This window comes from Pseudoalteromonas sp. NZS11_1 (assembly GCF_015864275.1).
Taxonomy (GTDB): Bacteria; Pseudomonadota; Gammaproteobacteria; order Enterobacterales; family Alteromonadaceae; genus Pseudoalteromonas; species Pseudoalteromonas arctica.
The window spans coordinates 13,470-29,341 of sequence record NZ_JADYXK010000002.1; the positions used below are offsets into that span (position 1 = coordinate 13,470).

10 protein-coding genes are annotated in these 15,872 nt (G+C 39.2%); 5 read left to right on the forward strand and 5 right to left on the reverse strand.

Going from position 1 to position 15,872, the window contains the following annotated elements; genetic code table 11:
* The first annotated feature begins 161 nt into the window (after positions 1-161).
* On the forward strand, positions 162-542 hold the full coding sequence (locus I6F44_RS02730; RefSeq protein ID WP_007586943.1) for a DUF3192 domain-containing protein: 381 nt from the start codon (positions 162-164) through the stop codon (positions 540-542).
* 277 nt (positions 543-819) lie between these two features.
* On the opposite strand, the gene I6F44_RS02735 is transcribed toward I6F44_RS02730, so the two are convergent.
* Genes I6F44_RS02735 through I6F44_RS02745 form a run of 3 tightly spaced genes read right to left on the reverse strand, consistent with a single transcriptional unit; the run spans position 820 to position 6,961 of the window.
* Positions 820-1,719 carry a diguanylate cyclase gene (locus I6F44_RS02735; RefSeq protein ID WP_007581985.1) on the reverse strand — a complete coding sequence of 300 codons (900 nt, stop codon included), beginning with the start codon at positions 1,717-1,719 and terminating at the stop codon, positions 820-822.
* Positions 1,703-5,512 (reverse strand): PAS domain-containing hybrid sensor histidine kinase/response regulator, encoded by a 3,810-nt coding sequence (locus I6F44_RS02740; RefSeq protein ID WP_197173257.1) that lies wholly within the window; start codon positions 5,510-5,512, stop codon positions 1,703-1,705. The genes I6F44_RS02735 and I6F44_RS02740 overlap by 17 nt, the downstream gene beginning before the upstream one ends.
* Before the next feature lie 51 nt (positions 5,513-5,563).
* Entirely contained in the window at positions 5,564-6,961 is a 1,398-nt protein-coding gene (locus I6F44_RS02745; protein WP_024609043.1) for a PhoH family protein, read from the reverse strand.
* A gap of 305 nt (positions 6,962-7,266) precedes the next feature.
* Between I6F44_RS02745 and rapA the strand changes: the two genes are divergently transcribed.
* Together rapA and I6F44_RS02755 are read left to right on the forward strand one after the other, a co-directional pair.
* Positions 7,267-10,161, forward strand: a complete 2,895-nt coding sequence (rapA, locus tag I6F44_RS02750; RefSeq protein WP_197173258.1) for an RNA polymerase-associated protein RapA — start codon at positions 7,267-7,269, stop codon at positions 10,159-10,161.
* A gap of 333 nt (positions 10,162-10,494) precedes the next feature.
* Entirely contained in the window at positions 10,495-11,268 is a 774-nt protein-coding gene (locus tag I6F44_RS02755) for a YggN family protein (protein ID WP_007581974.1), read from the forward strand.
* Between the two features lie 110 nt (positions 11,269-11,378).
* On the opposite strand, the gene I6F44_RS02760 is transcribed toward I6F44_RS02755, so the two are convergent.
* Positions 11,379-13,808 (reverse strand): zinc-dependent metalloprotease, encoded by a 2,430-nt coding sequence (locus tag I6F44_RS02760; protein WP_197173259.1) that lies wholly within the window; start codon positions 13,806-13,808, stop codon positions 11,379-11,381.
* Between the two features lie 154 nt (positions 13,809-13,962).
* Between I6F44_RS02760 and I6F44_RS02765 the strand changes: the two genes are divergently transcribed.
* On the forward strand, positions 13,963-14,931 hold the full coding sequence (locus tag I6F44_RS02765; protein ID WP_007376783.1) for a class 1 fructose-bisphosphatase: 969 nt from the start codon (positions 13,963-13,965) through the stop codon (positions 14,929-14,931).
* Between the two features lie 185 nt (positions 14,932-15,116).
* On the opposite strand, the gene I6F44_RS02770 is transcribed toward I6F44_RS02765, so the two are convergent.
* Positions 15,117-15,443 (reverse strand): hypothetical protein, encoded by a 327-nt coding sequence (locus I6F44_RS02770; RefSeq protein ID WP_169060639.1) that lies wholly within the window; start codon positions 15,441-15,443, stop codon positions 15,117-15,119.
* A gap of 43 nt (positions 15,444-15,486) precedes the next feature.
* Here I6F44_RS02770 and I6F44_RS02775 point away from each other — a divergent pair, with 43 nt between their 5' ends.
* Positions 15,487-15,846 carry a DUF5522 domain-containing protein gene (locus I6F44_RS02775; RefSeq protein WP_197173260.1) on the forward strand — a complete coding sequence of 120 codons (360 nt, stop codon included), beginning with the start codon at positions 15,487-15,489 and terminating at the stop codon, positions 15,844-15,846.
* The last annotated feature ends 26 nt before the right edge of the window (positions 15,847-15,872 follow it).

Below are 15,872 nucleotides of genomic sequence, written 5' to 3' on the forward strand. Positions count from 1 at the left end.
AGCTAAAAAATGGCTGTTTTTACTAATACATTTAATATTTTATTAGATAAAAACAGCTTAACCCACTTAACAAACTGATTAATAACAACTTATAAATATGGTCTACTCTTTGCTTTAATACAGCTAATAACCAATTAAAAATCTTATTAAGGTAAATAAAAATGAAAAAATCACTTTTAGCAGCCGCTTTAATCGCTCCATTTTTAACAGGCTGTGTTATTGCCGTATCAGATGGTGAAGCTGAGACTCATTGGGCTGGTAAGAATTCATCTAGCTGGCAAGCACAACATAAAAATAATCGTGAAGTTATATCAGAGCTAAAAATGGATAGCAGTTACCAATCTGTTTTGACGCAATTAAAAACGCCTAATTTCACAGAGCTATTAAAAAAAGATGACGATGTATACCAAGTACTTTTTTATGTAACTCATAGCAAGCATTCAGATTCTAAAACAACGAAAGATGAATGTACGCCACTTGTATTTAAAAATGATAAGTTAGTGGGCATTGGTGAAACCGCTTTAGGTATGATCACGCAGTAACCTATAATACCAATCCGCAATAATACTTAATCATTTTGCGGGGCTAAACGTGTCGCTACCTGTGTTAAAAAACTCTCATTTACGACTGCATGGATGCAGAAGGTAGAGCAATGCAGGAGCAATTGCCGAGAACAACTAAATAGCGAATTTTTTGCCTAGCTATCAACACGTTTTTCCATTCTCAAAATAGATCACTTAATTAAGCGAATTGGTATAAAAAGTGTTTAATACGAAAAATGCCAATATATGAATATTGGCGTTTTTGTATATTAAGTTTTTAGAGTGCAACTATTCTATCTCGCCCTGCATCTTTAGCGGCATATAGGCCTAAATCGGCCTCTTCTAATAACGCTTGCTCAGCATACACTTTACCACTTTGAGTAGTGGCGATACCTATACTAATAGTGATGTGGTCTGCATTTAATGAGCCTTTATGTTCTATATTCAAAGCATTTACAGCATTGCGTAATTTGTTAGCAAACTCCATAGCCTCATGCCTATTCATTCCAGGTAATACAGCTGCAAATTCTTCACCACCATAACGAGCTATAAAGTCACTACCACGTTCACATTGAGCTGCGAGTGCTTGTGCAACATCCTTTAAACATTCATCGCCAGCACGATGTCCGTAGCAATCGTTGTAACGCTTAAAGTGGTCTATATCCATAAGTAACACTGATAGCGGGGTTCCACTGCGTTTACTTCGGCGCCATTCACGAGCTAAGTTTTCGTCTAAGTAGCGTCTATTTGGGATTTCAGTTAAGCCGTCGATTGAGGCTAACATTTCTAGCAGATCATTTTTTTGCTTTATAAGTAATTGGTTACGAACCCTAACACGCACAATAGAAGGGCTAAATGGCTTGGTGATATAATCCATAGCACCGAGCTCTAGGCCCTTAGCTTCGTCGTCATGGCTACGATTAGCTGATATAAATATAACGGGGATCGATTGAGTTATCGGATTTTCTTTAAGTTGCACAAGCACTTCATAGCCGTCAATTCCTGGCATAATCACATCAAGGATAATTAAATCAACTTGCGCAGTTTTTACAAAGGTCAGTGCTTTTTCACCACTTTCAACTAAGAATACGTCGTGTTCTACTTTAAGTGTTTTTTCAAGTACTAATCTGTTGATTGGATCATCATCTACAATAAGTACTTTAGCTCTTTTCGACATCCCTAGCCCCTACCCCTTTTATAAAAACAATTACCTGTTCTAACTGCATAATAAGCTCTTTCAGTGTTATTTCAACAGGCTTGTTAGTTGTTTTAAGTGTTCTTTCACACAATAAAGCGCAGTGAGACAATCGTCTAAAACCTAAATTACCTGCTACACCTTTTATACTATGCACTAAGCGTACCAAATCATCCTTATTGGTTGTTTCTTCTATTTGCAATAGCTGGGTTTCGCATAAATTAGCAAATTTACCAATCATTGTATTGAGGAGCTTTTCATCCATACTAAACTGCGTTAATGCGAATGATTTTTCAAAAAAGCTTGGTTTAACTAAGTTTAAATCGGCAATTGCATCAATAAGTACCTTAGCAACAACTGGTTTAGTTAAATGCTTATTCATACCGCACTTTAAAGAACGTTCAATATCAGCGGGTTCACAATGAGCCGTTAAAGCAAAAATAGGCAGTTGCTTTGCGTCAAACTGTTGACGAATTAAAGCCGTAGCTTGGCAGCCATCTATTTGCGGCATTTGCACATCCATTAATATTAAGTCAGGCTTTAAAACTTGCAATAATTCCATGCCGATAGATGCGCTTAAAGCGGTAACAACACTTACGTTTGCTTGGCGTAATACACTGCTAATTATTTCTAAATTAAGTTGATTATCATCAATGGCTAATACAAGTAGACCCGATATATCAACTTTAGTTTCAGCAGTATTATATATTACGGCATTGGTACTAGCTTTAGGCTGTTGCTGAGAGTTCAAGCTAAATAGCCTTTGTCCCAATGCAGAGGCTTTAACGTGATGCGCAGCTAAATGCTCACTTGTTGGTAAATTAAGTGTGTGCTGATGATTAATAATAATTACCGATGTTTCTTTAGCTGATAACGAATCATTAATTGCTTCAACATTTAAAAGTGCAGGTAAATCGGCCGCATCGATTATTATTTGCTGAGTATTAGAGAGCTTAATTGGGTATTTGAGTACTTCATCTAAATTAATATTAGCAAGCTCTGTATAAGCATTTGTTACTTGCTTAAGCTCTTTACTTTGATCCGATAAAATAGCCAATGTATTAGTCGGTAACATCGTATTTTTAGTGGTATCAACCAAAAAACTAACGCTGAAGTAAAACTCACAGCCATGACCTTTTTTACTCTTTAAAGCAATCTCCCCTCCCATTAATGACACCGCATGTTTAACAATCGCTAAACCTAACCCAACACCATGATGTATACGTGTTGAAGACTCATCACCTTGCGTAAAGGCGTCAAATAAACGCCTCTGATCGGCTTCATCTATGCCCATACCGGTATCAATTACTTTAAAGCAAATATGCTGTTGCTCTAGGCTATCGCTTTCAATAAGTTCCATTTTTAAAGTGATAGAACCTGTTTTTGTAAACTTAACAGCATTTGTTAATAAATTACCTAATATTTGCTGTAAGCGAATACTGTCGCATATCAAATCAGGCGCTATTAACGGGTCAATATCAATAACAAATTCAATACCTTTTCCTTCGCACAATGGAGCCGTTAAACTTTCACAAATATCCACCAGCTCAACCATACTAAAAGATGCTTGTTTTAAATCGGTTTGCGAACTTTCTATGCGTGCAAAATCAAGCATTCTATTGAGCATTAGCAACAAGCTTTGTGCTGCATGCTTAGCTTGATCCGTTTGTTGTAATTGCTTTTGCGTTAATCCTTGCTCAATAAGCATATCAAGCAGCCCTAAAACAGCATTAAGAGGAGTGCGTATTTCATGACTTAAATTGGCTATAAAGCGACTTTTAGCAAGGGTTGCTCGTTCGGCATCTAGTTTCGATTTAGTTAATGCGCTCACATCCTGAATGTGAATAACATAATAAGCTGGGTCCCGGTTTTCATCCCATACAAGCGATACACTCAGTTGCAACCAACTTGTTAAGCGCCCTTGAGCAAGCGTTAGGTGGTATACGCGTTTTTTGTCATCTAGCAATTGCGCTAAAGTGCTTTTTATTTGCTGCCATTGAGTATCGTCAAACAATGCTTTTAACTGCTCACCAACCAGTACTGGCTGTTCAGAAAACTGCTTTCTTGCCGCTTTATTTACTTGTAATATTGTGTGCTCAAGCGAGAGTAAAACCACGCAGTTAGCCGCAAATTCAATCGCACTTCTAAATTTAGATTCTGATGCTTTTAAGGCCAATAATGCTTGTTGCTGCTCGGTAATATCGCGACCAATACCCATAGTCCCCAACAGATGTTGGTGCTCGTTATAAAAAGGTGCAATAGTCAGTTGGTACGTTTTTTTATCGGTTTCTATTCGCTGTTCAACACTGTTTCTATTTTGTAATACTTGTTTTTCAAGCGCATTTATTTGTTGATCGTTATCACCTAAATCATCTACATATTTACCGACTAATGCAGTTTGATCTTTACCGATGTACGCCTCAAATGCTTTATTGCATCCTAAGAATGATCCATCAATATTTTTAAAATAAATAAGATCTGGCACACTGTTTAGCATAGTGTTGAGCAAAGCCAAGTGGCGCTCTTTTGCTTCGTAACTGCGGCTTAGTTTTTCTGATTGCAACTGAACCTGGTCGTCCAGAGCTTTATTTGCACTTTGTAATGAATCAACTAACTGTTTGTTTTTAGTAAATACACGCTTCACTTTAGAAAACCAAGGCTGCCAGCTCAGCGGTACTTTATAATCGAGCTGCACTTCTTGCTGTGTACCGTTACTCTCTAGGTACGACATTAAGTGAGTCATTGGCTTAATAAAAATGCGCTGACTTAACCAAAAAAACACGCCAAACATAATACTTAAAAATAGCGTTAAAAATGCAAACTCTAATAGTATTTCATACTTAATTGGGCTTATTAGTTGGGGTTTGTGCTCGTAAAATGCTGCGTGAATAGGTAACTCATCCATTGGCTGCATAAAGTAATTACTATCACTAGTTAAGACTGTTTTTTTACTATGGTGCTGGGCCAAATCAGGCCAATAATTTTTTAATGCTGTTGCTTGCTCTATTAACTGTTTAGAGCTGGCGATAACTTGATGTGATTGGTTCATAAAAACGTATTCACCACTGTTCGGTGAAACCTTTTTTAACCACCCAGAAATTGCCTGAACATCATAAATCAAAATAATGTAATCGGCTGAGCCAGTGCTTCGTTGTCGGCCAATAGCAAAATACGATTTATCATTCACTTTAACAATGGGACTTGAAGTAAGTTTGTTTGGTGAAAATTTTGGCTTAAATTTTCCATTTAGAATTTCAGTAAGCATTAAACTTTGGCTTTTGTTTCGCCTGCTTACATAAGCAAAACCATTATTATCAACATATGCTACAGCAGACAACGACTGCATTAATGCAAGCGTTGTATTAAACGAAGGCCCTAATGTAATTGCCTGCTGCCACTGCATTAATGCCTTAGTAGATAACGCAAACTCCCCCTTACCTACAATTTCAGTGCCTTGCTCACTAAAGTGACGGTAATAGTAACCATCATATTGATTTATGCCCTCAAGTAAGCTTTGGTTTATTTTTGGATAGGTCGTTTGTTCGTATAAGCTAAACATGGTGGTGAGTAGATTACTCACCGACTCCATCCCGTGAGTAACCTGTGCTGAAACATTCGTAAAATCGGCTTCGCGTTTTTCAACCGCCCGCTCAAGCTTTATATTATATAAGTGCAAGCACAGTAAAAAAGCGACAATCAATGGCACTAAAAGCGCAATAAATAATGAACGATAATAATGCTTCAGAGGTAAAAAATTCAATGTACTGCCTGCCATTTGGCTCGAAAATCAATCGATAGACTATCGAGCCAATTTGTTAAGCGCAAGTTATAAATTTTCTTCTGCAAATGACGCTAAGCGACTACGTACAACACCGTTGAGGTTTATAGTTGCGCTGCCTTCAAAGTTTTTAAAGCGCTCTACTATGTACGTTAAGCCCGATGTTACTGGCGTTAAATAGTTACTATCTATTTGCGCCAAGTTACCCGTACAAATTAATTTAGTACCTTCGCCGCAGCGGGTAATAATCGTTTTAAGTTGAGATGCCGTTAAATTTTGGCTCTCATCTAAAATTACCACCGCATTTTGAATACTACGCCCACGCATAAAGTTAACCGATTTAAACTGAACATTAGCCTTCTCCATAATGTAGTTTCGGCTTGATATCGGATTTTCGTCGCCTTTGTGCAATACCTCCAGCGTATCGGTAATGGCTGCAAGCCACGGCGCCATTTTTTCCTCTTCAGTGCCTGGTAAAAAGCCAATGGACTCTGCTATTTCTGGGGTATTACGAGTTACTATTACTTTATCGTAAATACCTTTTTCGATGACCATCTCAAGGGCGCTGGCAAGTGCTAACAAGGTTTTACCACACCCTGCTGGTCCTGTTAAAATAACAAGTTCAATACTTGTATCTAGCAGCGCATCAAGCGCCATTCCCTGATAAATATTTTTGGGCTTAACGCCCCATGCTTGTTGATGCATTAAACGCTCAACACCAATATCTTTTAGCGTTATGTGCTCGTTATCGTACGATTTAACACGCGCCGCAAACTGATCCCCTCCATCAAGTAAATATTCATTACAAAATACATCAGGTATTAAGTTTTTAGGTACATGATGAAACGTATCTCGTCCGTGTTGCTGCGTATTACATTCCCCTACATGGTCCCAAAAATCACCTTCAATTTTTTTATAACCACTAGTGAGTAAGCTGATATCGTCAATAAGTTGGTCGGTACGGTAATCCTCAACATATTTAAGCCCTGCGCCTTTGGCCTTTAAACGCATGTTTATGTCTTTTGTTACTAATATAACTTTTGAATCACTGTGCTGCTTTTGTAAATACACGGCGCAATTAATAATACGATGGTCGTTTTCGTTACCCGGCAAACCAGAAATGGAGTCGGCAAATAAATGGTCGTTTACAATAATAAGCGTACCAGCAGAACTCGCTTTTGCCTTTTTGTTACTCGGCAGCGCCACGCCTTGTAGCATTTGTTCAGGCGTTGCATTTTTAAGTACTTCATCTAATCCACGAATAGCGACGCGCGCATCACGACTTACGTCGTGTTTTCTGTCTTTTATGTGGTCGAGTTCTTCAAGCACCGTCATCGGAATTACAACGTCATGTTCTTGAAAAGACAAATAAGCGAGGGGTTCGTGAAGTAGTACGTTGGTATCTAGCACATACATTTTACTTTCAAGGTTCGAAGCTTTTTCCATAGCACTTTCCTTACGTTTTATGATTTTTATGCTATACCAAAATAACTAAGTAAAACGGGCAAAACTTAAACCTGCAATACTTAATTGCCAAGGCATAATGTAAGTTTAGTCTATTTGTCATAAAAGTCCGTTTTATTACAAACTGTAATTAGTTTTGATTTACCTAAAAAAGAGTCATAAACAAGTTGTTTTAATAGTAATAATTAACACTTACAAAATTAATTAAAAGTGAGCCAAATAGCGCCTTGCAGTGGTGTTAGCTTACAGGTAACATAGCCGCCTTTTTCATCATAGACGAGACATACATGAATTTTTCCTTAGGTCAGCGTTGGATCAGTGATACAGAGTCAGATTTAGGATTAGGCACCGTTGTTGCCATTGAAGGCCGTCAGGTCAGCATATTATTTCCTGCCAGTGGTGAGAGCCGTGTTTATTCTTCGGCAGAAGCACCTGTTACCCGTGTGGCATTTAATCCTGGCGATGTGATCAAAAGCGTTGAAGAATGGGAATTAGAAGTAGAGTCTATTGAAGTACAAGGCGAGTTACTGTGTTATCACGGCACCCGTGTTGATAACGGCGAAACTGCCAAGCTTAAAGAAACCTTTTTAGATCATTTTATTAAGTTTAATAAACCACAAGATCGTTTATTTGCGGGCCAAGTCGATCGTTTTGATCGCTATACACTTCGCTACCAAACGTGGTTACATAAATTTGAACGTGAACAATCGCCTATTAAGGGCTTAATTGGTCAGCGTGCTAATCTTATTCCGCACCAGCTTTATATTGCCCAAGAAGTGGGTAAACGTTTTGCACCACGCGTACTTTTATCAGATGAAGTAGGCCTTGGTAAAACAATTGAAGCAGGTATGATTTTACATCAACAAATTATTAGTGGTCGTGCGAGCCGCGTACTTATTGTTGTACCAGAAAATCTACAGCACCAATGGTTAGTAGAAATGCTACGCCGCTTTAACTTACATTTTTCTATTTTTGATGAAGAACGCTGCGACGAAGCGTTTGCAGATTCTCCAAACGTGTTTGATACAGAGCAATTGGTACTTACCAGTCTTGAGTTTTTAACCAAGAAAAAACGCTGGTTTGAACAAGCAACGCTTGCTGATTGGGATTTACTAGTTATAGATGAAGCCCATCACCTAAGTATAAATAACGGCAAGCCAAGCTCAGAGTATCAACGTATGGCAGAGCTTAGCCAAGATATTCCGGGCCTTATTTTGCTTACCGCAACGCCTGATCAACTTGGTCACAGCAGTCACTTTGCACGTTTACAGTTACTCGATCCAGACCGTTTTTACGACTACGACGTGTTTAAAGAAGAAGAAGCAAATTATAAAGACGTTGCTGAAGCTGCAAATCAATTACTGCAAGAGCAAGGGCTAGACGACACAGCCAAAGCCACGCTAATTGAGCTATTAAAAGAAACCGATATTACTGATATTCTTGAAAAAGCACAGCAAGGTGATTTACCAACACGTAAAGAAATACTTAACATGCTGCTCGATCGCCACGGCACAGGTCGTATATTATTCAGAAATAGCCGCAGCGGCATTGATGGTTACCCAAGTCGTAAATTACACGCTTACCCAATGGCACTGCCAAAACAATATAAAACCGCTATGTCGGTACTAGGCAACATGGGTGGCATTCAAAATGCTGAACTAAGCGCACATCGTGCACTTTTCCCTGAAAAAATATTTCAAGAGTTTGAAGGTGAAAGCGCAAGCTGGGGTTTATTTGACCCACGTGTAGATTGGTTAATCGAAACACTTAAAACGCTTAAGCGCGAAAAAGTACTACTTATATGTGCTAAAGCTGAAACAGCTATCAGTCTTGAGCAAATACTGCGTGAACGCGAAGCAATTAAAGCATCGGTATTCCACGAAGGCATGTCTATTATTGAACGTGACCGCGCTGCTGCATTTTTTGCAGATGAGTATGATAATGCACAAATATTACTGTGTTCAGAAATTGGCTCAGAAGGTCGTAACTTCCAGTTTTCACATCACTTAGTATTGTTTGATTTACCATTGAACCCAGATTTACTAGAGCAGCGTATTGGTCGATTAGACCGTATAGGTCAAACACAAGATGTGAACATTCATGTGCCATATTTTGAAAATACCGCTCAAGAAGTACTGCTACGCTGGTACAACGAAGGTCTAGACGCATTCGAATCTACCTCGTCAACGGGTCAAATGCTTTATAAAGAGTTTCGTGATGACCTACTTGAATATATTTCTGCGCATAACTGCGATGAAGACGAACTCGATCCATTACTTGAGCAAGTAGCACAGCAAAATGCAGTACTTCGTAAAAAAATGGAAAGCGGACGAGATCGTTTACTAGAGCTACATTCATCGGGTCAAGGTGCTGCAGATTCACTTGTAGCTGAAATCGAAAAACTTGACAATCAGTTTGAATTACCAAGCTACATGATCAACGTGTTCGACACATTTGGCGTAAGCCAAGAAGATAAAGGCGAAAATACCATTATCTTAAAGCCAACTGAGCATATGTTAAACCCATCATTCCCATCGCTTAAAGAAGACGGTATGACCGTTACCTTTGATCGCGATACGGCACTTTCGCAAGAAGACGTGCACTTTGTTAGTTGGGATCACCCAATGGTGCAAGGCACCATGGATATGATTTGTGACGACGACTTTGGTAGCGCATCGGTTGCATTGCTTAAAAACAAAAAGTTACCGCCTGGTACCTTTTTTGTTGAGCTTATTTTTGTTGCAGAAGCAATGGCACCAAAAGTATTACAAGTTGGTCGCTTTTTACCGCCTACACCAATTCGTATATTGCTTGATAAAGCAGGTAATAATTTAGGTGAGAATGTGGCATTTGAAGGCTTTAATCAGCAGTTATCAGCCGTTGGCCGCCAAACAGCAAGTAAACTTGCGGGCGCATTGCAAAGTGCTGTTCACCCTATGATTACTACCGCTAAAGATATGGCACAAGAAAAACTTGAAGTTATTCGTGCAGCGTCGCTTGTTAAAATGCAAACGTCACTCAGTGAAGAGCAAGAACGACTTGTTGCCCTTAAGCAGATTAACCCGAATATTCGCCAAGAAGAAATTACCTTCTACGATAAGCAACGCAACGACCTAACTACGTATATTGAAAAAACGCAGTTACAACTTGATGCAATTCGATTAATAGTAGTTTCACACTAGAGATTTTGGCTTTTAACCGCTAGCCTTTTAAGCTGACTCCAAAGTAAATTTGGAGTCAGCTTAAAAGCTTAATTAACTAAATAGCTGTATCTTTTTAAACTTCATTTTTAAAACTACGTGTTCTTATTTAGATGTGAGCTAACACTACCTCTTTAGCTTTATACTAAGTCCTTTGTTGTACTGTTGATTTTACTCAACATAGCCGTATCTAAAAACTCAAGCTGCGCTCTATACAGCTATTGTTTGAGATAGTTGATAGGTTTATTTTCCCTTGCATAAAGTTGTTTTTTTGTTAACCTACTCGCCTTCCATTTTAGTCTTTTTGAGGTGTTTATGGCGTTTCTATCTCGTTCGATATTGGCGTTGTCCATAGCGCTCTCAAGCAGCAGTGTCTTTGCTCAAGCCCAATGCGATGTTGAATTACGTCATGGTTTAATTATTACTGACGATGCAATTCGCATATTAGATAAAGGCCAGACTCGTGTACAAATTAATAACAATAACCAACTATTTATTCGCGGTTATTGGGTTGATTTAAGCGATGACGAAAGCAAAGTACTCGAACAGTTTAGTAATGGTATTCGCCACACAGTCCCCGAATTAGTAAATCTGGCTACCGATGGTGTTAACTTAGGTTTAAGCGCTATTGAACACGTAGTTGAAGGTATGTCAGACAAAGAACCTGAAGTACTTAAAACACAACTAAAGTATGTAGAGCGCGCGCTAATGGATAAGTTTAAGCGCGGCGATGACTTCTTTTTTATAGCCCCTCAATCACTTTCGCAAATAGATGATTTTTTTACTAAAGAGATCAGCCAGCAAATTCACTCTGCAGTGCATGGATCGTTAGGTGCTATTTTGGTATCACTCGGAGATGCGTTTAAATCGCGTGAAGGTAATATAGAAGATCGCATTAACGACATGGGGCAACGCATGGATATTATCTCAAGAGAAATTGATAAATCGCTACAAAAAAAGGCACATCAATTAGAGCTTAAGGCTTCTGAGTATTGCGAATGTTTAAATGCACTCGATGTAACCGAATCTCGCTTACAGGCAATAGTACCGGGTATGGCCGATTACGATTTAGTGCAAATAAAGTCTTAGAGCACGTATTCGTTTTTATAATCAAATAACACCGAGTATGAACATACTCGGTGTTTTGCTTTATGATTGATTAAATGATTGATTTAAAATAAGCGCTTCTACTTTTTATTCTAAATTGGTGAGCCCGGTGGGATTGGCAGTACTTTAAAGTTATTTGGCCATTGCCCTTTAATTAAAAACTGATTTACTTGCTCAGCTAAATATTGCTTAAACGCACTCTCGCCAGTACTTGTATGGCTCAGCATTGAGTTTTGGTTAAAGTCTTCACTCAACTTAACTAAGTAGTAACGTAACTGCGCTTGCACTTCAGGGCTTGCACTATCGCTTGCTACTAAATCAGCCATAGCTTTTGCTGTTAAAAATTGCACGCGCTGAGTGATTTTACCTGTCATTGTATTAGGTGATGACACGTTAAACACTTGGCTATATAGCTCCTCAAGTAACTCATCTAAACTATAAAAGTCATTACTACGCGCTTGTTGCTGCGCTAAGCGATTTAAACGCTGTGCATTTAATAAAAGCGACAAGCTGTGCTGCACTGCAACCTCGGGTAATGCCATTGCATCGAGCGTTAACCCTGTGCGCCCAACTATGCTCTCGCGCGATTTAGACTCGCCATATGCTTTTGGCGGAATTAGCGATAACACAGATTCAGGAAGTAATAAGTTACTTGGCTTAAGCGTTGCAAAAATAGCGTTTACTGCTTCTTGCTGTGTTTTTTTATTAACGACTTGTGCGCCTTTTACGGGTGAGTCACCGCGTGTTTCGTATTCATAATCAACACCGGCTATAAGCTTAACCGCAGCCTCAACCTGAAAACGGTGAAACAGATAAAGCGGAACTAGTTTTTCCTCTAATTGCGATAATGAATCGCCCGTTTTAATATTATTAATACCAAACTGCGAAAGCGCTTTTTTACGTACGTCGAGTACTCGTAAAAGCTCCTGAGAAGGATTAGTGCCGTTATCCCATAGATGAGCTGTTGGATGTGCGCCACCTTTAGCACGAGCATCACTATCTGATATAAACTCAAGGCCTTTGGCTTTGTTCTCTTTTAAAATAGCAGCAAGTTCTGCGCTTTCATCTTGGTTAGTAAAATCGCTATAGCCATATTTAATTACTTGGGTATCCCACACGCCCATGCCTGTTGCATAGCCGCGCGTTACATCAAGCTTACCTTGTTCATTAAAACTAAGTAGCGGATGTGGGTAATCCATTACTGAGGATCTATCCCCTACCGATGCTGCAAAGTTATGAGAAATACCTAACGTGTGGCCAATTTCATGTGCGCTTAATTGGCGAATACGATCAAGCGCCATTGCTTGCAAGTTTTTAGCAACTTCATTGCCTTTTAAATAAGGAGCAGCGAGTGCTTCGGCTATTAAAATATCTTGGCGAACACGCAATGAGCCAAGTGTTACGTGCCCTTTAAGTATTTCACCTGTACGTGGGTCGATTACCGAACTACCGTATGACCAACCACGCGTTGCACGGTGTACCCATTGAATGACGTTGTAACGAATATCCATAGGGTCGGCGCTACTTGGCAGCACTTTTACTATAAATGCATTTTTATATCCTGCCGCCGTAAATGCGTCGTTCCACCACTTTCCACCTTCAAGCAAAGCGCTTTTAACGGGCTCTGGAACGCCAGGATCAAGGTAATAAACAATTGGTTTAACAGGCTCACTAATAGGTAAACTTGAGTCCTTTTTAGTTAAACGATGGCGCGGTATATAACGCACGTACAGTGACTCACCAAGCGGCGCTGCGTAATCTTTATGTTCTATACTCCAAAAACCTGATTGCGGATTAAACTTGCGCGGCGTGTAGTTATCATCTGGTAATTGAATAAGTGAATGATGCATATGAACAGTAAGCGCATAAGGGTCAGCACTTACTTGGCGAACAAATTCACCTGGTTTTGTGCCTTTAAATGTAAGTACAGCTTCAAGCTCGGTGTTTTTTACAAATGCTTTTGAGCGATTCATATAAACGGCACTACGTGATTCATCAAGGCTAAAGTTGCCTTGCTTTCGTGCAGCAAGCGTCCGGCTTACGCCGTGTACATCACTTAATAAGTAAGGCGTGTAATCAATAAGTGCTGTGACTTTATCTTCTGCGACTACTTTAAAACCAGCAAGTATACTTGATGCAAACGCTTCTTTAATACTTTGCTGTTCGGCCTTGTTACTTGTGTTGGCACGATAGTAAGTATTTACAGCGCGTAACATTACTTTGTCGCCAAAACGCTCAAACTGCACAAGGTGAGTATTACCAAGCTGACCTCTATCAAGGCCTATGTCGTTAGAGCCAATACCGTAAGGCAAGCTTTGCTGCAGTAAAAATTGCTGTTCAAACTTATCAACTTTTAAATATACTTTCCCGTTTTGGGTATCGTAAAAAAACGAATAATAGCCCGGAAAATGATTCATTTGCGTAGTAAATTCATCAATTGACTTAATTGCTGCGTGCGCTTGAGTTATGATAGAGCACAGCACAGTAAAGAATATGTAACTTAGTAGTGGTATTTTTTTCATAATCTTATCTTTGTTATTTGTGTTTTAAGTACGATTAGGTGGTCCCATTATAGGGTGCTATTTAAACAATACAGTTATTTAAGACGAATTTCAGCGCTCTAAGCTAATCTCTCTCACATTATGATTGGTTTTAACACGTTATCAGGAAAATAGAATGCGTAGACTCCCCCCAGTATTACTTGAAGATGGTTGTTCAAGAGAACTTTTATCATTAATTCGAACAATTTTAGCGGCATGTAAAGAGATTTCATTTCGCGTTGGTCAAGGCGCGCTTTCTGGCGTATTAGGCTCAACCCTTGATGAAAACATTCAAGGTGAAACTCAAAAAAAGCTCGATGTATTATCTAATCAGCTGTTAAAAGATATTTTACTGGAATCAGGTACGGTTAAAGCAATCGCCTCTGAAGAAGAAGACTACACAGTAGCAGGTAACCCAGACGCTAAATTTATAGTGGCATTTGATCCATTAGATGGCTCGTCAAATACCGATATTAACTCGCTTGTCGGTACCATATTTTCTATTATGGAAGCGCCTGAAGGCTCAGACGCCGCTGACGAAAGCATTTTCATGCAGCCCGGCCATAAGCAAGTTGCTGCAGGTTACGTACTTTACGGGCCATCAACAATGCTTGCGCTGACTACAGGTAAAGGCACGCGCATGTTTACCCTTGATAAAACACAAGGCAGCTTTTTACTTACACAAGATTTTGCCGAAATCCCTGCTGATACAAACGAATTTGCCATTAATACGTCTAACCAACGCCATTGGCAACCAGCTATGCAAAACTACATCGATGATTTGCTAGCAGGCGATACAGGCCCGCGCGCTAAAAACTTTAATATGCGCTGGATTGCAGCAATGGTGGGCGATGTACATCGCGTGCTTAGCCGTGGCGGTTTATTTACTTACCCTACCGACACCAAAGATCCTAAAAAGCCAAATAAATTACGCCTACTTTACGAAGCAAATCCAATGGCTATGTTAGTAGAGCAAGCTGGCGGTATCGCATCAACCGGTACCGAGCGTATTATGGATATTCAGCCTGATGCAATCCACCAGCGTGTAGCCGTTATTTTAGGTTCTAAAAACGAAGTCGAAACGTGCTTGGGATATCATAAATAATCGCTTAAAACGATTGTCTTCAATTTAAAAAACCGCATTCAATTGAAATGCGGTTTTTTTGTAGGTGAGGTTTTACACCTCGCTTTTTAAACACCAAAGCCACGTTACATGAGCGCGAAGTAAATTCGCACCTACAGGATTGCATATATTGTAGGTGAGGTTTTACACCTCGCTTTTTAAACAAATCAAATTTTTACTAACGCAACTATTTGCTCAATCTTTTGATGGTTAAGCTCCCCCATTTGCTCACTATTACTGAGTGCATAAATAAAACCTTCGTGCTCTGCACAATCAATGTCATCTCGCGATTCAATTACGTTTGCCCAAAGCTCTAAATCATCTAAGTCTATTTCGTTACTTAAACAGCGCTTAAGAACATCAATTAAAACCTCGGTTGAGAGAGTATAATGAGTTTTATTGCTATCAGCAGGGCTTGAAACGATAACCGATATAGCTTCGTCCCTTTGCTCACCAAATGTAATAAATTCAGCTAATGCTTTTTGTGTATTCATAATATTTGTTATTCTTGGCTCACTGTTACTAAAAAGAATTATAATGACTGAACTTAACTGCACTCAATGCCACAGTACTCTAACGTGTAATGTAGACGATATATCAGCGTGTTGGTGCAATGAGCTGCCGGCTATTTTACCGCTTGATATCACAGCAACAAGTTGTTTATGCCGCAAGTGCACGCTTAATAGAATAAATACTTTTTTAGAGGGTGTTTATACACAACCTATTAAAACCCAAATAGACTTTGCAAAACAATTTAGAGGTAACGACAATTTAATTGAAGGGCTCGACTACACCATGCAAAGTGGTTACATGATACTTAGTAAGTGGTTTTTTTTAAAGCGTGGTTCGTGCTGCAAAAATGGTTGTAAAAATTGCCCTTATGGTTTTAGAAAATAAAAACCATTTAATACAAATACGAGCAA

Coding starts and splice junctions, on each gene's coding strand:
- I6F44_RS02770 (WP_169060639.1), bottom strand. CDS start 15,443: ATGAATACACAAAAAGCATTAGCTGAATTTATTACATTTGGTGAGCAA.
- I6F44_RS02775 (WP_197173260.1), top strand. CDS start 15,487: ATGACTGAACTTAACTGCACTCAATGCCACAGTACTCTAACGTGTAAT.
- I6F44_RS02765 (WP_007376783.1), top strand. CDS start 13,963: ATGCGTAGACTCCCCCCAGTATTACTTGAAGATGGTTGTTCAAGAGAA.
- I6F44_RS02755 (WP_007581974.1), top strand. CDS start 10,495: ATGGCGTTTCTATCTCGTTCGATATTGGCGTTGTCCATAGCGCTCTCA.
- I6F44_RS02760 (WP_197173259.1), bottom strand. CDS start 13,808: ATGAAAAAAATACCACTACTAAGTTACATATTCTTTACTGTGCTGTGC.
- I6F44_RS02730 (WP_007586943.1), top strand. CDS start 162: ATGAAAAAATCACTTTTAGCAGCCGCTTTAATCGCTCCATTTTTAACA.
- rapA (WP_197173258.1), top strand. CDS start 7,267: ATGAATTTTTCCTTAGGTCAGCGTTGGATCAGTGATACAGAGTCAGAT.
- I6F44_RS02740 (WP_197173257.1), bottom strand. CDS start 5,512: ATGGCAGGCAGTACATTGAATTTTTTACCTCTGAAGCATTATTATCGT.
- I6F44_RS02735 (WP_007581985.1), bottom strand. CDS start 1,719: ATGTCGAAAAGAGCTAAAGTACTTATTGTAGATGATGATCCAATCAAC.
- I6F44_RS02745 (WP_024609043.1), bottom strand. CDS start 6,961: ATGGAAAAAGCTTCGAACCTTGAAAGTAAAATGTATGTGCTAGATACC.